General features: G+C 72.9%; 15 protein-coding genes. 4 read left to right on the top strand and 11 right to left on the bottom strand.

Features of this window, described 5'->3' with window-relative positions; translation table 11 throughout:
* Positions 1-13: 13 nt before the first annotated feature.
* From ACIRC0_RS06185 to ACIRC0_RS06170, 4 genes are all read right to left on the bottom strand, one after another.
* Positions 14-586: a GNAT family N-acetyltransferase gene (locus ACIRC0_RS06185; protein WP_403611884.1), complete on the bottom strand. Its 573-nt coding sequence runs from the start codon at positions 584-586 to the stop codon at positions 14-16.
* 70 nt (positions 587-656) lie between these two features.
* Positions 657-2,033, bottom strand: a complete 1,377-nt coding sequence (locus ACIRC0_RS06180) for a hypothetical protein (protein WP_403611881.1) — start codon at positions 2,031-2,033, stop codon at positions 657-659.
* A 132-nt stretch (positions 2,034-2,165) separates the two neighbouring features.
* The gene (locus ACIRC0_RS06175) at positions 2,166-3,455 is read right to left on the bottom strand and encodes a GAF domain-containing protein (RefSeq protein ID WP_403611878.1); all 1,290 of its coding nucleotides are present in this window, start codon (positions 3,453-3,455) and stop codon (positions 2,166-2,168) included.
* 302 nt (positions 3,456-3,757) lie between these two features.
* Complete coding sequence (locus tag ACIRC0_RS06170; RefSeq protein ID WP_403611875.1) at positions 3,758-5,392, bottom strand: acyl-CoA dehydrogenase family protein; 1,635 nt, start codon at positions 5,390-5,392, stop codon at positions 3,758-3,760.
* Positions 5,393-5,512: 120 nt separating this feature from the next.
* Between ACIRC0_RS06170 and ACIRC0_RS06165 the strand changes: the two genes are divergently transcribed.
* On the top strand, positions 5,513-6,661 hold the full coding sequence (locus tag ACIRC0_RS06165; RefSeq protein WP_403611872.1) for a YihY/virulence factor BrkB family protein: 1,149 nt from the start codon (positions 5,513-5,515) through the stop codon (positions 6,659-6,661).
* Between the two features lie 13 nt (positions 6,662-6,674).
* Positions 6,675-7,397: a helix-turn-helix domain-containing protein gene (locus ACIRC0_RS06160; protein ID WP_403612751.1), complete on the top strand. Its 723-nt coding sequence runs from the start codon at positions 6,675-6,677 to the stop codon at positions 7,395-7,397.
* Here the strand turns inward: ACIRC0_RS06160 and ACIRC0_RS06155 are convergent.
* Positions 7,380-7,781, bottom strand: a complete 402-nt coding sequence (locus ACIRC0_RS06155) for a VOC family protein (protein WP_403612748.1) — start codon at positions 7,779-7,781, stop codon at positions 7,380-7,382. The genes ACIRC0_RS06160 and ACIRC0_RS06155 overlap by 18 nt on opposite strands.
* A 134-nt stretch (positions 7,782-7,915) precedes the next feature.
* On the opposite strand from ACIRC0_RS06155, the gene ACIRC0_RS06150 reads away from it, so the two are divergent.
* Positions 7,916-8,572 (top strand): ThuA domain-containing protein, encoded by a 657-nt coding sequence (locus ACIRC0_RS06150; protein ID WP_403611869.1) that lies wholly within the window; start codon positions 7,916-7,918, stop codon positions 8,570-8,572.
* Here ACIRC0_RS06150 and ACIRC0_RS06145 read toward each other — a convergent pair.
* A complete protein-coding gene (locus tag ACIRC0_RS06145; RefSeq protein ID WP_403611866.1) occupies positions 8,560-9,603 on the bottom strand; it encodes a LacI family DNA-binding transcriptional regulator in 1,044 nt (347 codons plus the stop codon). The genes ACIRC0_RS06150 and ACIRC0_RS06145 overlap by 13 nt on opposite strands.
* Positions 9,604-9,782: 179 nt before the next feature.
* On the opposite strand from ACIRC0_RS06145, the gene ACIRC0_RS06140 reads away from it, so the two are divergent.
* A complete protein-coding gene (locus ACIRC0_RS06140) occupies positions 9,783-11,387 on the top strand; it encodes a carboxylesterase/lipase family protein (protein WP_403611863.1) in 1,605 nt (534 codons plus the stop codon).
* 25 nt (positions 11,388-11,412) lie between these two features.
* Here ACIRC0_RS06140 and ACIRC0_RS06135 read toward each other — a convergent pair whose 3' ends face one another.
* The 5 genes from ACIRC0_RS06135 to ACIRC0_RS06115 all read right to left on the bottom strand — a co-directional run.
* Complete coding sequence (locus tag ACIRC0_RS06135; RefSeq protein ID WP_403611860.1) at positions 11,413-12,063, bottom strand: hypothetical protein; 651 nt, start codon at positions 12,061-12,063, stop codon at positions 11,413-11,415.
* A gap of 68 nt (positions 12,064-12,131) precedes the next feature.
* A complete protein-coding gene (locus ACIRC0_RS06130) occupies positions 12,132-12,545 on the bottom strand; it encodes a hypothetical protein (protein WP_403611857.1) in 414 nt (137 codons plus the stop codon).
* Positions 12,546-12,684: 139 nt separating this feature from the next.
* Positions 12,685-13,614, bottom strand: coding sequence for a homocysteine S-methyltransferase (mmuM, locus tag ACIRC0_RS06125; protein ID WP_403611855.1), 930 nt, complete (start codon positions 13,612-13,614; stop codon positions 12,685-12,687).
* Positions 13,615-13,694: 80 nt separating this feature from the next.
* Positions 13,695-16,190 (bottom strand): SpoIIE family protein phosphatase, encoded by a 2,496-nt coding sequence (locus tag ACIRC0_RS06120; protein WP_403612745.1) that lies wholly within the window; start codon positions 16,188-16,190, stop codon positions 13,695-13,697.
* Positions 16,191-16,441: 251 nt separating this feature from the next.
* Positions 16,442-20,048, bottom strand: a 3,607-nt coding sequence (locus tag ACIRC0_RS06115) for a HAMP domain-containing protein (RefSeq protein WP_403611852.1), incomplete at its 5' end; no start/stop codon positions are given.

The following is a 20,048-nucleotide window of genomic DNA, read 5'->3' as shown; positions in this document are numbered from 1 at the left end:
GCGTCCGCGCAGGTCAGAGGGTGTGCGCCCCTGGCCAGGGGCCCGGGGCGGCAACTTCCGCCTGCTCCTCCACCTTGGTGTCGAACAGCCGGAACCCGCGGCGGCGGTAGTTCTCCATCGCGTGCTCCCCGTCCAGGCTGCACGTATGCAGCCACACCCGCTTCGTCGGCGTCCGCCGCGGCCAGCGGTCCGCGAGGTCCCAGGCGCGGGCGGTCCCGTACGACAGCAGGTGCCCGCCGATCCGCCGACCCCGGAAGGCCGGCAGCAGCCCGAAGTAGACGATCTCCACGACCCCGTCGTCCTGCGGCTCCAACTCGACGTATCCCGCGGGCGTGCCCCGGTCGTAGGCGACCCAGGTCTCCACGCCAGGCCGGTCCAGATGCTCCTGCCAGCGTGCGTACGTCCAGCCGAGCCGGTCGATCCAGCGGATGTCCCCGCCGACCGACGCGTACAGGAACCGGCTGAACTCCGGCGACGGCACCTCGGCGCGGACGATCCGGACATCGCCCTCGGGGACCGCGGCGGGCAGCAGATCGCTCGGCGACGTCTGCTCCAGGGACCACGTGGTCACGGTCATGCTGCTCATGCGGTCAGGGAATCACGACGCCGAGCGGTACGACAAAGGGCCCCGGCGCCCTGCCCGGCCGGTCGGCGCGCTACTTCAGGGCGTCGTCCACCGCGTCCAGGGGCACCGCGTACAGCACCCGCCCGTCGGCCGGACCCGATCCGTCGTCGCTCGCCGCGCCCTGAGTGAGCGTCCACAACTCGCCCGTCTCCCGCCAGTACGACAGGGACGCGGTGTGCCGGCCCCAGCAGGCTTGGGTCTCGTCGGCCGCACAGGTGGCCGTCTGCGCGCCGGAGGTGGTCTGCCGCCACAGCGTGCCGTGCCGGCCGTCGACCGAGGGCGCGCGGTCGACGTACCAGTCGGCCCGCGCCGCCCCGTCGCGCCGGTGCGACAGCACGCCCTGCACCCCGGCCGCCGCCGTCTCGTAGGCCTCCGTCGCCCTGACGTCGCCGTGGGCGTCCGTGGCGAGCAGGCCCGCGCGGCCGGGCGCGGTGCTGAACGCGTACCGCCACACCCGGGCCGCCCGCCCGCTGCCCCCGCGGCGCAGCGACTCGCTCGCCACCAGGCTCGCCGGGATGGTGGTGCGGTCGAGGGAGAGCGTGGAGAAGCAGGGCACTCCGTGGTCGTCGGCCGCCGAACAGGGGCCTCCGGTCAGCCGGTAGGAGCCCACCGTCGGCAGCACGTACTGGTAGCCGTCCGCCGCGTAGCCGCCGTCGACCCGTCCGATCGCGGTGCTGTCGACGTTCGCGCGCAGGATCCGGTGCAGGTCGAACACCAGCAGCGAGTCGCGTGCGGTGACGAACAGTTTGTCCCGGTACCACACCATGCCGGACAGGCCGGTGCGGACGGCGGTGAAGTCCTGGCCCCCGGCGCGCGGAGCGACCAGCAGGACCCAGCGGTAGGCGAGGCGGTAGGGGTCGTCGGCGTCGACGAAGGCGACCCGGGCGAGGCCCCGCTCGGCTGCCGGGCCGCCGGCGCGGTCCTGGTGCGTCCAGCCGGACAGGATGACCCGGTCAGGGCCCCACAGGCCGTCGGCCTCGGCGTCCCCCGAGGTCGTCACGGACCGCGGCACCCACTGCGGGGTCGTCGCGTCGCCGTGGTCCCAGCAGTACGCGCGCGTGGCGGCGGGCCGCACGGGCAGCGCGGCGGTCTCGGCGGCGTCGCACGCGGACCGGTCGCGCATGGTGCGGTCGGCGGAGGAGAGCACGCCGTGGACGTCGACGGCGCCGCCCATCGCGCGGGTGAGCGTGTCGAGGGCGCGGTGGTCGGTGAGGTCCTCGTGGAGGCGGAGCTTCGCCGTCTCGGCCGCCGAGGTGACGCGGGTCAGGCTCCCGGGGTTGTCGCCGCCCGCGGCCTGCGAGGTGCTGATCAGCGTGGCGGCGGCGGTCAACGCCAGCGCGGTGCCGGCCAGCGTCGCCCGCAGTGCACGCCCCCGGCGCCTGCGGCGGTGCCTGCCACGGTGCTTCATAGAACCTCCCGGCGTAGGCCAACTGCTCCTCGTGGTCCGTACGTTGACTTCAGGAGCTAGTGGGGTGGCCTGTAAGGAGGGATGCTACGGCAGACGGATGGGGGACCGGCCGAGGACCCGGGAAAAGCAGGGTTATCCCCACGTTCGGGTGCGCCGGGCTCTTACCACCCCCGGCGCCGTCGAGTGCGGCAGCAGGTCGTTCGGGTCGTCCGGGGGGAGCAGGTCCACCTCCGCCGACTCGCGGAAACGATACGGCCGGTGTTCCAGGAACGCCCCCAGATACCGCCGTACCCGGGACATCTCGGCGCGGACCGTGACCGTGCGGGCCGGGTCGCCGAACAGGTCGGACGCCAGGGCCGCGGCCGTGCGGCCCTCGCGGTGCAGGGCCAGCAGGTACAGCAGCTCCGCGTGCCGGGGGCTGAGTTCATGGGTCCAGGAGCCCGTGTCCCCGAAGACCGTCACCGACCAGCGGCGCGGATGGGAGACGTCCAGGACGATCCGGGTCACCTGCGCGGGCGCGGGCGCGTCCGCGGCGCGGATCAGCCAGCCGCCCGGCAGCGGCTCCACCGTGCAGGGGCCCAGGGCCGGCAGCAGACAGCGGCCGGGCCCGAGCGACGCGGGCAGCGCCACCCGGCCGGTGTACGGCATCCCGGTCACCGCCGCCGTCCAGCCGTCCTTGTCCACGGCCACCGCCCGGCCACCGAGCCGCGCGAGCAGCGGCGCCGCCACCGCGCGCAGCCTCTCGAGCGCGTTCAGATGCGTCTCCCGCAGCCGGGCCTCCGCGAGCCGGGCCACCGACTCCACCCATGCGAGCGTCGCCGGATGCATCGTCTCCAGCGGGCCGCTCACGTCCACCACTCCGATCAGCCGGCCGTCGCGCGGGTCCGTGATCGGGGCGCCGGTGCAGGTCCAGGAGGCGTGGGAGCGTACGAAGTGCTCGGAAGCGAACACCTGTACGGGTCGCCGGGTCACTGCCGGGGTCCCCACGCCGTTGGTGCCGACGACCCCCTCGCCCCAGTCCGCGCCCGGCTCGAAGCCCAGCCCGTCCGCCTTGCGCAGCACCGGCGCGCTGCCCTCGCGCCACAGGATCCGCCCGTCCGCGTCCGCGACGACCATGATGTGGTGCGCGACGTCCGCCACCGACAGCAGGCCCTCGCGCAGCACCGGCAGCACCTGCCGCAGCGGGGAGTCCTGGCGGCGGCGCTCGATCTCGTCACGGCCCAGCGGGTCGGCACGGACGTCGTGGTCGGGGTCGACCCCGCGGCGCAGCATCCGCCCCCAGGACGCCTCGATCACCGGACGCGGCGGGACGGGAGCGCGCTGCCCCGCGAGCGTCGCGCTGCGCACCTCGCTGAGCAGGCGCGCCGCCTGCCCGACGTCCAGGGCGGCGAGCCGCGTGACCTCTCTGGCCGAATACGCCACTGGAAACCTCCCCCAAGGCTGTCCGTCCCCCGTCGACGGATTCCGGCCGGAGGCGTCCCCCGGCCCTTGTCGACGGTGGCTCTCATAGTGCCGTCTACGGCCGGCGGAGGGGGGAAGTCCGGCCAGAGCGGGCGTAGGTTGCAACCCTTTGCAACCCTGGCGAAGGGCCAAGCCGTGGTTGAAACTTGTTCAACGCCGCTCGGGCGGCGTCCGCGCTCCTTGAACGGGGCCGGCAGGCGGGGGTGGTGCCGAGTCGGCGCAGCACCACCTCCGCCGCCATCGATCCCCACGGCAGGAGGACCTCAGGCGACCGGCCGCGCCCGCTCCACCACCGTGGCCAGATCCAGGGTGTGCGGCAGAGTGCCGAACGCCGCGCCCCAGTCGCCGCCCAGGCGCGAGGCGCAGAAGGCGTCCGCGACCTCCGGGGGCGCGTACTGCACAAGGAGCGCCCCCTGGAGCACCAGCGCGATCCGCTCCACCAGGCGGCGCGCCCGGGCCTCGATGCCCTCCAGGTCGGCGAGTTCGGTGAGCAGGTTCTTGATCGCGCCGTCCAGACGGTGGTCCGCGCCGCGCGCCCGGCCCACCTCCTGGAGGAAGGCCTCCAGGGCGTGCGGCTCACGCTGGAGCGCGCGCAGCACGTCGAGCGCCTGCACATTGCCCGCGCCCTCCCAGATGGAGTTGAGCGGCGACTCGCGCAGCAGCCGGGGCATGCCGGACTCCTCGACGTAGCCGTTGCCGCCGAGGCACTCGGCGGCCTCCGTCACCACCGGCGTGCACCGCTTGGTCACCCAGTACTTGGCGGCCGGCACCGCGAGCCTGAGGAACGCCCGCTCCCGCTCGCTCCCGTCGTCGTACGCCGCCGCCAGCCGCAGCCCCAGCACCGTCGCCGCCTCCGACTCCAGGGCCAGATCCGCGAGCACGTTGCGCATCAGCGGCTTGTCCAGGAGCCGCCCGCCGAACGCCTCCCGATAGGTGCAGTGGTGGATCGCCTGCACCACCGCCTGCCGCATCAGCGACGCCGAGCCGAGGACGCAGTCGAGCCGGGTCGCCGCCACCATCTCGATGATGGTGCGCACCCCGCGCCCCTCCTCGCCGACCCGGCGCGCCCAGGTGCCGTCGAACTCGACCTCGCTGGAGGCGTTGGACCGGTTGCCGAGCTTGTCCTTCAGCCGCTGGATCATGAACACGTTCCGCGTGCCGTCCTCGAGCACCCGCGGCACCAGGAAGCAGGTCAGGCCTCCCGGAGCCTGCGCCAGCACCAGGAACCCGTCCGACATGGGCGCCGAGCAGAACCACTTGTGGCCCGTCAGCTCGTACGCGCCGTCCTCGGCGAGCGGCCGGGCCGCCGTCGTGTTGGCGCGTACGTCGCTGCCGCCCTGCTTCTCCGTCATGCCCATCCCGAAGAGCACGCCGGCCTTCTCGGCGGCCGGGCGCAGCCCCCGGTCGTAGACAAGGGAGGTCAGCCGGGGCTCCCACTCGGCGGCGAGGACGGGATCGGTGCGCAGCGCGGGCACGGCGGCGTGCGTCATCGACAGCGGGCAGCCGTGGCCCGCCTCCACCTGGCTCCAGATCACGAACGCCGCCGCCCGGCGCACATGCCCGCCCGGCCGCGTCCAGGCCGCGGTCAGCCCCGCGGCGACGCCCTTGCCGAGGAGGCGGTGCCAGGACGGGTGGAACTCCACCTCGTCGATGCGGTTGCCGTAGCGGTCGTGGGTCCGCAGCCTGGGTGGGTTCTCGTTGGCCTGTGCCCCCCACTCCTGCACCTGCGCGGAGCCCGCGCTGAGCCCGAGCCCCGACAGCTCGGCGCGCACCTCGTCCAGGAGCGCGGGGTCAAGATGCCGCTCGACGGCCTCCACGAGGGCACGATCAGCGGCGAAGACGTCATATCCGACCAGCGGCGGAGCCTGATTGGTCACGGTGTGCGTGCTGGCTGCCATGGCCCTGAACCTACCCCTCGGTACGCGATCGGTCACCCGTATCGCCGAGGGGATGCGCCACAGCGGGGTCCGCCCCACTGCGGGGTGAGTGGGGGCCCGGGCGGCGGATACCGTTAAGGCGTGCAGCCAGCAGCAAGTGAAACCTCCGAGCGGCCGCCCGGCCGTCTCCACCGGGCGCGTGCCCTCTACCGGAACGTCTCCAAGCGCAGGACCGCCTGGCTGCTGCTGAAGGACATCGTCAACTCGTGCATGGAGTACCGCGTCCTGGGGCTGGCCGCCGAGGCGGCCTTCTTCACCCTGCTCTCCGTGCCGCCGCTGCTGTTGTGCCTGGTCGGACTGCTCGGCTACGTCGACCACTGGACCGGGACCGACACCATCCAGAGCCTGCAGAACAACATCCTGGACGCGTCCCGCACGGTGCTGTCCGACCGGGGCGTCAAGGAGATCGCCCAGCCGATCCTGCACGACGTGCTCAAGGCCGGCCGGCCCGACGTCGTCTCCATCGGCTTCCTCTTCGCCCTGTGGTCCGGCTCCCGCGCGGTGAACGTCTTCGTCGACACGATCACGGTGATGTACGGGCTCGACGGCACCCGGGGCATCGTGAAGACCCGGCTGCTGGCGTTCGTGCTGTTCATCGTGGCGCTGCTGATCGGCTCGGTGGCGCTGCCGCTGATGGTGGCGGGTCCGGACGCGGTGGTGAACGTCGTGCCCTGGTCGACGACCGTGGTGCAGGTCCTGTACTGGCCGGTGGTCATCGTCCTGTCGGTCGTGTTCCTGACCACGCTCTACCACGTGTCCGTCCCCGTGCGCTCACCGTGGGTGGAGGACGTGCCGGGAGCCCTGGTCGCCCTCGCGATGTGGGTGCTGGGCAGCTTCCTGCTCCGCATCTACCTGACGCACACGGTCGAGGGCCCCACGATCTACGGTTCGCTGGCCGCCCCCGTGGCCGTCCTGCTGTGGATCGGCGTGTCCGCCTTCGCCGTCCTGGTGGGCGCCGCCGTCAACGCCGCGATCGACCGCGTGTGGCCCGCCGCGGCGACGGCGGCGGCCCGCGAGGCGAACGAGCGGCTGCGCGCGGAGCAGGCCGCCGAGTACGTGGCCCGCGCCGCCGCGGCCCGCGCGACCGACTCCGACGACCCGGACATGCCCTCGGAGTTCCCGGAACGCTGGTCCCGCTTCCTGCCCCCGGAGGACGTCACCTCCCGCCTGCGCACGCAGGTGCGCAGCGGCCAGATCCACCCGCAGAAGCGGGAGGGACCGGAGGACTGAGCGCCGGCATAGCCTGAGGGGCGTGGCTGTCGACCGAGGCTTCGCGACCGCCGGGTACGCCGAGCGGGCGTCCCGGCTCCCGGGCGCCGTCGTGTGGACCAACCTGCCGTCCGCCGCCGGACGGCCGGTGCTGCCCGACGGCTGCATGGACCTGCTGTGGACCGAGGGCCGGCTCCTGGTCGCCGGCCCCGACACGCGCGCGTACCGCCCGGGGGGCCCGCCCGTCCGCTGGGCCGGCGTCCGTTTCCGCTCCGGCACCGCGCCCGCCTACCTGGGGGTCCCCGCCCACGAACTGCGCGACCGGCGCGTCGAGCTGGCCGACCTGTGGCCCGCGGCCGAGGTGCGCCGGCTGACCGGCCGCGTGGACGCCGCCGCCGACCCCGCCACGGCACTGGAGGAGATCGCCCTGGAGCGCGCCGCCCGTTCCCCGGCCCCCGACCCGCTGCTCGGCGCGCTGGTCGCGGCACTCGGCTCGGGCCGCCCGGTCGCCGCCACCGCCGACGCACTCGGCCTGAGCGCACGCCAGTTGCATCGCCGCTCGCTCGCCGCGTTCGGCTACGGGCCGAAGACCCTGGCCCGCGTGCTGCGGCTGCAACGCGCCCTGGCGCTGGCCCGCTCGGGGGTGCCGTTCGCCGAGACCGCGGCCCGCGCGGGCTTCGCCGACCAGGCGCATCTGGCCCGGGACGTGCGGGAGCTGGCGGGGATGCCGCTCGGGGACCTACTCGCGCGGGAGTAGGTCCGCGAACAGGTCCACCCCGTTGCCGTCGGGGTCGTGCACGACCGCGTACCGCATCCCCCACACCGCGTCCCACGGCTTGAGCTCGCCGTGGTACCCGGCGCCCACCAGGTCCTCGTAGACGCCGTCCACCTCGGCGGGGGAGCCGCACCGGAAGGCGAGCGAGACGCGTCCGCCGCCGACGGGCGGACGCCACCCGGGGTGGAAGGACCGCACGGTCTCCTCGGGGTCCAGCGCGAACCTCAGCCCACCGGGCAATTCCGCCTCGACGTGCGGCAGCTCCTCGGCACCCTCGGGGAAGACGAGCCCGAGGCGACGGTAGAAGGCGAGGGAGGCGGCCAGGTCGGCGACGACGAGGCCGACCACATCGAATCGTGGAGTCAGGGGTGTCATGCGGCCACGCTAGGCAGGCGACCGGGGCGGGGTCTTGAAGGAATCGGACAGGGTCCCCGGAGGCCGAAAGTTTCGGTGCTCGCCTGCTGTTGGGACGCTCCCTCCACACGCCTAGGCTCGCTGCCATGCCCTTCCGTGTCCTCGTGTACTCCCGCACCACCGCCTACCGCCACGACTCAATCCCCGATGCCGTCGCCGCCGTACGCGACCTCGGGGCCGCGCACGGGTTCGAGGTCGACGCCACCGAGGATCCCGGGGTCTTCGAGTCGCCCCTCGGCGCGTACGGCGCGGTCGTCTTCCTCTCCACCAGCGGTGAGGTGCTGACCCCGGCGGGGCGGGAACAGCTCATGGCGTACGTGGGGGACGGCGGCGGTTTCGTCGGCGTGCACGCGGCCGCCTGCACCGAGTACGACTGGCCGTACTACGGCGAACTGCTGGGCGCCTGGTTCGACCGGCACCCCGCGTACCAGCCGGGCAAGGCTGTCGTCGAGGACCGCGGGCATCCGGCGACGCGGCACCTGCCCGCAGTGTGGGAGTTCACGGACGAGTGGTACGACTTCCGTACCAATCCCCGTGATGCGGTCCGGGTGCTCGTCTCCGCCGACGAGTCGTCGTACGAGGGCGGCGGGATGGGTGCCGACCATCCGCTCGCCTGGTGCCGTGAGCAGGGCGCGGGCCGGGTCTTCTACACGGCGCTGGGACACGCCTCCGAGGCGTACCAGGACCCCGGCTTCCGCGCCCACCTCCTCGGCGGCATCCGCTGGGCGGCTCAGGCGGAGTAGCGGGGCGGTGGCGCCGTGCTGGCCCGTTCCACCAGGCGTGTCGACAGTTCGGTGCGGGTGCCCTCCGGTCGTGCGCCGGCCATCATGCGCACCAGCAGCCGGAGTGCCGTCGAGGCCATCTCCCCGAGCGGCTGCCGAACGGTCGTCAGCGGGGGTGTCGCCCAGCGCGCCTCCGGCAGGTCGTCGAAGCCGACGACGCTGACGTCGTCCGGCACGCGCAGCCCCCGTTCCGCGAGCGCCGCGCACACCCCGAGCGCCATCCGGTCGGAGCAGGCGAAGACGGCCGTCGGCGGCTCGGGCAGGTCCAGCAGTTGCAGCGTGCGCCGGTGGGCGGTCGCCTCGTCGAAGTTGCCGTGGCGCACGTACTCGGGCCGGTATGCGATGCCCGCCGCGGACAGTGCCGAGCGGTACCCGGCGACCCGTGCGCCGCTGCACAGCTTGCGCCGGTAGCCGCCGATGACCGCGATCCGCTCGTGGCCGAGGTTCAGCAGGTGCTCGGTGGCGGCCACCCCGCCCTGCCAGTTGGCGGCGCCCACCGACACCACGCCCGGCGGCGGCTCCAGCACCGGGTCGATGAGCACGTACGGAACGCGGTGCTGGTCCAGCCAGGCGTACTGGGAGGGGGTCAGCTCGGCCAGGTTGAACAGGACGCCGGCGGAGCCGCGCGCCGACAGCTTGTCGAGCCAGCCGCGCTCCGGGCGCCCGTCCCGGGTGCGGTTCAGGCTCGTGGAGACCACCACCTCCAGGCCGGCGTCGTGTGCGGCCTCCGTCACGCCGTGCAGGATCGCTCCCGACCAGGAGCTCTCCAGCGAGTGCACCACCAGGTCGACGAGGGCGGGCGGCTTGTTGGCCTCGAAGCGGGGTCTTCTGACGTAACCGAGCCGGTCCAGGGCCTCGGTGACGCGGCGGCGGGTCTCGGGTGCCACGTCCTCGCGGCCGTTGACCACCTTGGACGCCGTCGGCACGGACACACCGGCCTCGCGTGCGACGACCGCGAGGGTCGGTCCGGCCGCGCCTGCGGTACGCACCATGGGCCCACCTCTCCGGCCCCGTCCCGAGGGCCCTGGAACTCCGTTGACGGCAACCATTCATGGCAAGCGCTTTCTACATTAAGGCCGTGGTGAGTTGCCGTGGAAGACACCGGATGCGCGGTGTCGCCAACGGGGGAAGTCATGTGATGTGGGCAGCCCCCGCGGTGAGGAGAGGCCGGATGGACCCTGTGGACGACGTGACCCTGAACCCGGCGCACCCTGCGGACCCCGTGGTCCGCACGCCCTACGGGGCCGTGCGCGGCCGGTACGAGCACGGGGTCGCCGTCTTCCGCGGCATCCCGTACGCCGCCCCGCCCTTCGGCCCCCACCGCTTCCGCCCGCCGGTGCCGCCCGAGCCGTGGGACGGGGTGCGCGACGCGGGCGCGTTCGGGCCGACGCCGCCGAAACCGCCGTACTCGGAGGCCTTCGCCCGCTATCTGTCCGACCCGGTGGTCGCCGGGGACGACTGCCTGAACCTCAACGTGTGGACGCCGGACCCGGTGGCCGGGGCCCGGCTGCCGGTGATGGTGTGGATCCACGGCGGCGCCCTGACCCGGGGCTCCTCGGCCGTGCCCGTGTACGACGGCGGCGCCTTCGCCCGTGACGGCGTGGTCCTCGTCAGCTTCAACTACCGCCTGGGAGTGGAGGGTTACGGCCTCTTTCCGGACGCTCCGCCCAACCCCGGGCTGCGCGACCAGCTCGCCGCGCTGGAGTGGGTGCACGAGGCCGTCGCGGAGTTCGGCGGCGACCCGGACCGGGTGACCGTCTTCGGCGAGTCGGCGGGCGCGATCAGCATCGGCGCGCTGCTGGCGAGCCCTCGCGCCCGGGGGCTGTTCGGGCGGGCGGTGCTGCAGAGCGGGCCGCCTGAGGCCACCGAACGGGAGAAGGTACGGCGCCTGGTGCGGCGCATGGCGGCGAGGCTGAAGGTGCCGGCGACGGCGGCGGCGTTCGCCGCGGTGGACCGCACGGTGCTGGCCGAGGCGCAGGCGGAGGTGGGCCGCCGGGCGAGCCCGATCCTCGGCGGCCCCGCCTTCGGGATCGTCGTGGACGGCGACCTGGTACCGCGCGACCCGCTGGAGGCGCTGCTGGACGGCGCCGCCCGCGACGTACCCCTGCTGATGGGCTGGACCAGCGAGGAGTACCGCCTCTGGCTGGTCCCCACCGGCCTGACCGAACGCATCGACCGCCTGGGCCCGGTCGCCGTGGCCGGCGCGATGGCCCGCTGCCACTGCGGCCCGGAGGTCCCGCGCGGCTACCGCACCGCCCACCCGGACGCGTCCGTCTCCGACATGGTGGGCCAGATGGTGACGGACCACCTGCTCCGCCACCCCCTGCACCGCCTGGCCGACGCCCGCGCCGGCCACGCGCCCACGTACGTCTACGAGTTCGCCTGGCGCTCCGGCGTTCCCGGCCTGGGCGCCTGCCACGCCTTGGAGCTGGGCTTCGTCTTCGACAGCGCGGAGGTCCCGGAGTCGGCGAAACTGGCGGGGCCGAACGCCCCGCGCGCGCTGGCCCGCGAGATGCACGGGGCATGGGTGCGTTTCGCGACGGACGGCGATCCGGGCTGGCCGGCGTGGGACGCCAGGCACCCGGTGCGGATCTTCGGCGGGGACGGGGAGCCGGTCGCGTACGGCCCCCGTGACATGGAGATGGCGCTGTGGGAGGAGGCCCGCACCCGCCCGGAGCCGACCCTCGCACCCGGGAGCGGGGTGGTGCGGCGGGGCACGGTACCGCTGTCGGTGGTACGGCGGCTGCGGCGTCCGGGCGGGGCGGGGCGGCAGTGAGTGCTGCACGGTGCAGTGCACGCTCTCAGGTCGTGGCCGCCCAGACGTCAACGGTGGCGCCGAACGCGTCCGTTGCCCTGTTGAACCCGCCGACGGTGACGAGAGCGATCCGGCCCGCTGCCGTCTTGACGCAGTAGCGGTCTCCCGTGGTCACGGGCAAGGTGTCGGTGGCCTGCGTGGAAATCCGCTCCGAGCATTCCCGGCGGCTGGGCTTGGCCGGCGACTGCCACTGCGCAATGGTCGACTGGGTACTGAACAGGTCTCCGCGTAGGCCGTACAGAGTCGCCCCTCGGCCCTCGGCGTCGGGCTTGTAGTCGACCCAGACGCTGGCGCCGTCATTGCTGGACAGCACTTTCGGCGGGACCGAGTCAAGGTCGAGGAAGGTCAGAGTCACCGGGCCCGACCACTGAACAGCAGTCGGGGCCGGCGCGGGAGAACTCGCGGGAGGACTCGAGTCCTCGTCGGCTGGAGGGGAAGGCGTGCTACTCGTAGTACCCGGCCCGTGGGCGGCCGGTCCGGTGGCGGCCTGGCGGCCCGAATCGTCGCCACCCGTCCCGGCATCCGTGGTCTTCACCAGGACGAGAGAAACGACGATCGTCCCGACCAGACCGAGCACTGCCAGCAAGACACGGCCATGGACATTGACCACCAGCTGGTCGCGGCCGGCCTGGTACACACGACCTCTCCCTCGGGCGCGGCCCTTGATGTCCGTGGACCGCATGGGTTCGGTGTCCGGCCGCTCGCTCATCGTTCCGTGATGTGCTGATCCCGGCCTGCCTGGTAGACGCGCCCCTTGCCCGATGCCTTCGCCTGCATGCGAATGGTGGTGCCGCCGTGCGCCGGTGTGGACGGGCTGACCTCTTCCAGCAACTGCCGTAGCGACTGGGCCGATTCCGGATGTTCAGCCAGCAGCCGACGGAGACGGCTCTGCCATTCCACGCGAATTTCCTGTTCGAGCGCTTCGTCATGCTCCCTGTGCGCCGCGAGCAGCTCGGACCTGCTGGCTTCGAGGTCCTGCTCGACCGTCTCCGCGCTGTCGGGGTGCACCGCGCGCCAGAGCGAGACCAAGCCGTTGCGCATGCGGGTCCATGCTTCGCTGGTCATCAGCGTGACGAGCGTCGTCCCCGCCGTACGCGCAAGTTCGATGATCTCCGACACCGAGCCTCTCCAAACTTCCTGGTGACCTGCTGCCGTAGCGCCTGCGACTGTCAGCGTATCCCCAAGTCGCTCTTGTCAAGGCAGGGTTGGCAGGGAAGTCCGGAGACGGGTGGCCGATGTGCGGACGGAGGGGACAGGGTCACCCGGTCGTCCTCAGGGTCCGGCCGATCGACGTGATCCCCTCCGGCCCCACCCGGCAGCAGCCCCCGATCAGCCGTGCCCCCGCGTCCCGCCAGCCTTCGACCTCCGACGCGGTGAACGTCGAGCGGCCGTCCCAGGCTCGGGCCTCGGCGTCCCAGGACTCGCCGCTGTTGGGGTAGACCACCACCGGCTTGCCGGTGACCCGTGCCGCCGTCGCGATCGCGCCGTCCACGTCCTCGGGCGTGCAGCAGTTCACGCCGACCGCGATCACCTCGTCGGCCTCGGCGGCCAGGGCGAACGCCTCCTGAAGGGGCTGGCCCGCGCGCGTGCGGTCGCCGGAGACGCTGTACGACAGCCAGGCGGGGACGCCCAGGCCGCGCACCGCCCGCAGGAGTGCGGTGGCCTCGTCCGTGTCCGGGATCGTCTCCAGCGCCAGGACGTCCGGGCCGGCCGCCGCCAGCACCTCCAGGCGCGGGCGGTGGAAGGCCTCCAGTTCGGCGACCGTGAGGCCGTAGCGGCCCCGGTACTCGGAGCCGTCCGCGAGCATCGCTCCGTACGGGCCGACGGACGCCGCCACCCACAGCGGACGCGTGACGCCCTTCTCCCGTGCCTGCGCCGCCGCCTCGCGGGCGAGTCCGACGCTGAGGGAGAGGAGTGCGGCCGCTCGGTCGCGGTCGATGCCGCGCTTCGCGAAGCCCTCGAACGTCGCCTGGTAGCTGGACGTGATCGCCACGTCCGCGCCCGCCTCGTAGTACGCGAGGTGCGCCTCCGTGATGGCCTGCGGCCGCTCCGCGAGCAGCCGCGCCGACCACAGCTCGTCGCTCAGGTCGTGCCCGGCCGACTCGAGCTGGTTCGACATGCCGCCGTCCAGGACGAGGGTTCCGGCGGACAGCGCCTCGGCGAGGGTGGGAGTGGTGTTGCTGGTCATGTCATGACGCTAGTCCAAGGGTGGGTGGACGCCCGGGGCCGTCCAGTACCTGGGCATCCCCGGTCTCCGTCGCACACCCGTCAGGCCACGCGGATGCCCACGATGCAGGTGTCGTCGTCCGTGTCCGACTTGCTGTAGGTGAGCAGGCGGTCCAGCTGCTGGTCCAGCGTGGGAGACACCGTGCGCGCGGCCGTCAGCAGCTGTGCCAGCGACTCCTCAACGGAACGGTCACGGCGTTCGATCAGCCCGTCCGTGTACATCAGCAGGGTGTCGTCGACGGCCAGCTGGACCTCGTGCTCCTCGTACGTCGCCTCGGGCACGGCGCCCAGAAGCAACCCCTTCACCAGGGGCAGCGGCGCGGCCTCGGCGCCCCGCACCAGGACCGGCGGGAGATGGCCCGCCCTGGCCCACCGCAGGGTGTGGCGAGCCGGGTCGTACAGGCCGCAGACCGCCGTGGCGGTGACCGCGCCGGTCAGATGGTGGGCCACCATGTTGAGCCAGGACAGCAACTGGCCGGGGCCGGCGCCCGTCACGGCGAGCCCCCGCAGCGCGTTGCGCAGCACGACCATGCTGGTGGCCGCCTCTATGCCGTGTCCGGCCACGTCGCCCACGCACAGCAGCACCAGCTCGGACGGCAGCACGACCGCGTCGTACCAGTCGCCGCCGACCAGCTGTTCCGTCTCCGCGGGCCGGTAGCGTACGGCCACCTGCAGGCCGGGAGCCTCCAGCGGCGCCTGCGCCGGGGGCATGATCGCGTGCTGGAGCTGGAGGGTGAGCCGGTTGCGTTCGCTCGCCTGCTGCTCGGTGTGGGCGAGCTGGTCACGGGTGGCGGCGAGCGCGACCTCCGTCCAGTGGTGGGCGGAGATGTCCTGGTAGGCGCCGCGGACGACGAACAGCCGGCCGTCGGAGTCGAGCACCGGCTCGGCCACCACGCGGATGTGGCGCGTCACCCCGTCGGGGCGCTGCAGACGGAAGGCGGTGGACGCGGGACGCCGGTGGTGGAGCAGGGTGCGCAGGAACCTGCCGATGGCGACGGCGTCGTCGGGATGGGCGTGCGCGGGCAGGTCCTCCAGCGACACCGGGGCGCTCGAGGTGGGTTTGCCGTAGAGGCTGTAGAGCTGCCCGTTCCAGGTGATCTCGCCGGTGAGCAGGTTCTCCTCGAAGCCGCCGATCCGGCCGAGGCGCTGGGCGTGCTGGAGCAGGCTCGCCAGGCGTGCCGTCTCGTCCTCGACGCGCCAGATGAGCAGGACGTTGCCCGCGTGCCGGGTGATGTTGATGTCGGCGACCGCCGCCAGCGGGACGTCGTCCACCAGGGCGGTGAGCCTCATACGGTGGGCGCGGAACGGCTCCCCGGTGGCGTAGACCCGCTCGATCCGGTCGAACAGCTCGCTCTCGCCGGCGGCCAGCGGGTACGCCTCCAGCAGCAGGGCACCGTTGACGACGCCGCGCGGCCGGCCGGCGGGGTCGAGGAAGCGGCTGTTCACGTGCTGGATGCGGAAGTCGACGAGCTCCCCGCTGCCGTCCAGGTGCGGCACGAGCACCAGGGCGGGGTCGTGGAGCCCGTCGGCCAGGTCCATCAGCTCGGCGACGTGCGGCAGGACCCCGGGCCTCGGGATGCCGTCGGGGTACTGGAGGGCGTAGGTCTCCAGGGTGTGGGCGCACAGCTCGGCCAGGGCTTCCACCTGACGGACGATCTGCGGTGGCTGCGGTCCCAGCGGCGCGGGCCAGACGATCTCCAGCACTCCGTGGATCCGCCCGCCGGTACCGGCCGGGACGGCGACCCTGCCGCCGTCCGGGTAGAGGTGCTGGCCGATGGAGGGCAGGCCGGTCTCGGACAGGCACCCGATCCAGTGCCCCGCGCGCTCGGCCAGACCGCGGCGCGCCACGGTGGCCACGCCCGGGGGCACATACCGCCAGCGCCCCGCCTCCGCCGATGAGAACCCCGCACTGCCCGCCAGGCTGAGGGAACCGTCCGAACCCACGGCCCAGATGGCCACGGCCACCGCGCCGAGCGGGGTCAGGGCGTGCTCCAGCAGGGAGTCGGCGACGGCCTGGGTGTCGTGGGCGGCCAGCGCACCGCTCTCGGCGGCGCGCAGCCGTACGACGGAGGACCGGTTCGCAGGCGGACCACCCGCCTCGTCGGAGGCCGCAGAGTCCGCGGAGTCCGTCGTGATCGCGAGGAAGGCGGTGGCCACCTCGGAGAGCCGGTCACGTGAGGCTTGGTTGATGACCTCGACGGCGAATTCGAGGGGAGTCACACCCGCCTGTTTGGCCAGCTCGGCGAGTTGCCTGGCGGCCTGCGCCGGCCCGCATCCCAGCCGCTCGACCAGGATGCCCTTGGCCAGTTCGATCAGGGCGCGCCCGTCCGCCTCGGCCTGCGCCGCCCGCACCTCGCGACGCAGCCGCTCCACGGTCGCGGCGAGCCTGCCGACGGGGGACGTCTGCCCGCGCCCGTTATCGTCGGCGGCCTTGGCCTCGCCCGGGTGACTGCCCACCGGCACGGGGCCGGCCAGGGCCTCGGCCACGGCCCCCGTACCCGCCGCCGTCGGACCGAGCGGAGCGGCGGCGGCAGCCATCCGGCCGAGCGGCTCGGCGGCGGCCGGGCTCTCGTCCCCCGGCTCGGCGGCGGCCGCGCTTCCACCCCACGGCTCGTCGGCGGCCGGGCTTCCGCCCCACGGCTCGGTGGTGGCCTGTTCACCGGCCGGAGCGCGTGCGCCCTCCGGCTCGGGCGGTTGCTGGGGATTGCTCACGGTTGGCCTGTTCCTCGGCTGGGACGGCGCCGGTCGGCGCCCGGTCGGCTGGTGCGCACTGCGGGTGCGTCCCTCCCTCAGGCGGGCAGCCAGCGTCGGACGCGGGCGATGAGGTCGTTGGTGTCGACGGGTTTGGTCACGTAGTCGTTCGCGCCGGACGCGAGGCTCTTCTCCTGGTCGCCCGGCATCGCCTTCGCGGTGACCGCGATGATCGGCAGGTCCGCGTACTGCGGCATGGTGCGGATCTCGGCGGTGGCGGCGTACCCGTCCATCTCCGGCATCATCACGTCCATCAGGACCAGCGCGACGTCCGGGTGGGCGAGCAGCATCTCGATGCCCTTGCGGCCGTTGTCCGCGTGCAGGACCTGGAAGCCGTGGAGTTCGAGGATGCCGCTGAGCGCGAAGAGGTTGCGCGCGTCGTCGTCCACCACGAGCACCTTGCGGCCGAGGAAGGTGTCGTCCACGGGCTGCGCGGCCGCGTACTGGGGCTCCTCCGCGCGGACCAGCGACAGTACGTCTCCGGGTTCCTCGGCGGACAGGTGCAGTGTGATGCGTTCACGCAGTTCGTCCAGGCTGGACAGGAAGTCCAGCGGCCGGCCCTTCGCACGGGACCGCAAGGACTGCTCCTGGGCCAGGTCCACGCGGTGCCCCGTGTGGACGAGCACCGGCACACTGGCCAGCGCGGAGTCGCCCTGCATGGCGTCCAGGAAGCGCGCGCCCTCGGCGTCCGGCGTGCCGAGTTCGAGGACGACACAGTGGCAGGGTTCCGCGGCCAGCGCGCTCGCCGCCTCCTGCGCCCCCGCGGCGGTGATGATGTCGATCGCCCCGCGCGGATCGCCGCCGTCCTGCGCGATGTCCGCGACCGCGCTCTCCGCGACGAGGGTGAGCAGACCGCGCGGGCGCTCCTCGACGACCAGCAGGCGACGTCTGCGCTGCCCGGGCGCGTGCTTCGGGCCGGCAGCCACGAGCGGCGCCGGCACCACCTCGGAGGGAACCGTCTCCTGAGGCTTCTGCTCCGCCCGCCTACCGCCGCCGTCCGCCAGTTCCTCGAAGTCGGCGCGTGCGACGGGCAGATAGAGCGTGAACGTGCTGCCCTGACCGGGCGTGCTGTCGACCGTGACGGCGCCGCCGAGCAGATGGGCGATCTCCCGTGTGATCGACAGGCCGAGGCCGGTGCCGCCGTACTTGCGGCTCGTCGTCCCGTCCGCCTGCTGGAACGCCCCGAAGATCGTCTCCAGTTGCTGCCGGGGAATGCCGATGCCGGTGTCCTTCACCCGGAAGGCCACGACGGGACCACCGCGGTGGACGCCCGCGGGCACCTCCCGGTCGGCGGCGGGCTCGATGCGCAGCTCGACGCTTCCCTGCTCGGTGAACTTGACCGCGTTCGACAGCAGGTTGCGCAGGATCTGCCGCAGCCGGGAGTCGTCGGTGAGCAGGTCGGCGGGTGTGCCCGGCGCGGTGGTCACCGTGAAGTCCAGGCTCTTCTGCGTCGTCATCGGCCGGAAGGTCGCCTCGACGTACTCCAGCAGCTTCCGCAGCGGGACGCGTTCGGGAGCGACGTCCATCTTGCCGGCCTCGACCTTCGACAGATCGAGGATGTCGTTGATCAGCTGGAGCAGGTCCGAGCCCGCCGAGTGGATGATGCCCGCGTACTCGACCTGCTTGGGGGTGAGGTTGCGGGACGGGTTCTGTGCGAGCAGCTGGGCGAGGATCAGCAGGCTGTTCAGCGGGGTGCGCAGCTCGTGGCTCATGTTCGCCAGGAACTCCGACTTGTACTTCGAGGCCAGCGCCAGCTCCTGGGCACGGGTCTCAAGCTCCTGCCGTGCCTGCTCGATCTGGAGGTTCTTTGCCTCGATGTCGCGGTTCTGGGAGGCCAGCAGCGAGGCCTTCTCCTCCAGTTCGGCGTTGGAGCGCTGCAGTTCCTCCTGCTGGACCTGCAACTCCTCCGAGCGCGCCTGCAGTTCGGCGGTCAGCCGCTGGGACTCCTCGAGGAGCTCGTCGGTGCGGGCGTTGGCCACGATGGTGTTGAGGTTGACGCCGATGGTCGGCATCAGCTGCGCGAGGAAGTCCTGGTGGATCTGGGTGAACCGGGTGACGGAGGCCAGCTCGATGACGCCGAGGACCTGGTCCTCGACCACGATGGGCAGCACCATCAGGGCGCTCGGCACCGTCTGCCCGAGCCCCGAGGAGATGGTCACATAGCCCGGCGGCAGCTCCTCCACGCCGATGGGGCGGCGGCCCCGCGCCGCCTGTCCGACCAGCGAGCGGCCGAAGGGGATGCGGGCGGGCCGCTCCTCGTCGTCGGGGTAGCCGTACGAGCCCACCAGCCGCAGTTCGGGGCCGCGCTCGGTGTCCTCCGCGAGGTAGAAGGCGCCGTACTGGGCCCCGACCAGCGGTGTCAGCTCGTCCATGATCAGCTCGGCGACGACGGGCAGTTCCCGGTGGCCCTGCATCAGGCCGGAGATCCGGGCCAGGTTGGTCTTCAGCCAGTCCTGCTCCTGGTTGGCCCGCGTGGTCTCGCGCAGGGACTCGACCATGGAGTTGATGTTGTCCTTGAGCTCGGCGACCTCGCCCGACGCCTCCACGGTGATGGAGCGGGTCAGGTCGCCCTCGGCGACGGCGCTCGCGACCTCGGCGATCGCGCGGACCTGCCGGGTCAGGTTCCCGGCCAGTTCGTTGACGTTCTCCGTCAGCCGCTTCCAGGTGCCCTCGACGCCCTCCACCTCGGCCTGGCCGCCGAGCCGGCCCTCGCTGCCGACCTCGCGGGCGACACGGGTGACCTCGGCGGCGAACGACGACAGCTGGTCGACCATCGTGTTGATGGTGGTCTTGAGCTCCAGGATCTCGCCGCGGGCGTCGACGTCGATCTTCTTCGACAGGTCGCCGCCGGCCACCGCCGTCGTCACCAGGGCGATGTTGCGCACCTGGCCGGTGAGGTTGTTGGCCATCGAGTTGACGTTGTCCGTGAGGTCCTTCCACGTGCCCGCCACGTTCGGCACGTTCGCCTGACCCCCGAGTCGTCCCTCCGTGCCGACCTCGCGGGCGACGCGGGTGACCTCGTCGGCGAACGCGGACAGCGTGTCGACCATCGTGTTGATGACGTCCGCCAGGGCCGCGACCTCGCCCTTGGCCTCGACCGTGATCTTCTGCGACAGGTCGCCGCGCGCCACGGCCGTGGCGACCTGGGCGATCGAGCGGACCTGGCCGGTCAGGTTGGACGCCATCACGTTGACGTTGTCCGTCAGGTCCTTCCAGGTCCCCGACACACCCCGGACGATGGCCTGGCCGCCCAGGTTGCCCTCGGTGCCGACCTCGCGGGCGACGCGGGTGACCTCGTCGGCGAAGGCGGAGAGCTGGTCGACCATCGTGTTGATGGTGTTCTTCAGTTCGAGGATCTCGCCGCGGGCGTCGACGGTGATCTTCTGGGAGAGGTCGCCCTGGGCGACCGCGGTGGCGACCTGGGCGACGTTGCGGACCTGCGCGGTGAGGTTGCCCGCCATGAAGTTGACGGAGTCGGTCAGGTCGCGCCAGGTGCCCTTGACTCCCTTGACGTCCGCCTGACCACCGAGCCGGCCCTCGGTGCCCACTTCGCGGGCGACGCGGGTGACCTCGTCGGCGAAGGCGGAGAGCTGGTCGACCATCGTGTTGATGGTGTTCTTCAGTTCGAGGATCTCGCCGCGGGCG

Source organism: Streptomyces sp. NPDC093984, from assembly GCF_044764595.1.
GTDB lineage: Bacteria > Actinomycetota > Actinomycetes > Streptomycetales > Streptomycetaceae > Streptomyces > Streptomyces cynarae.
Note: the sequence above shows the minus strand (reverse complement) of the source record. Positions and strands in the feature narration are given on the sequence as shown.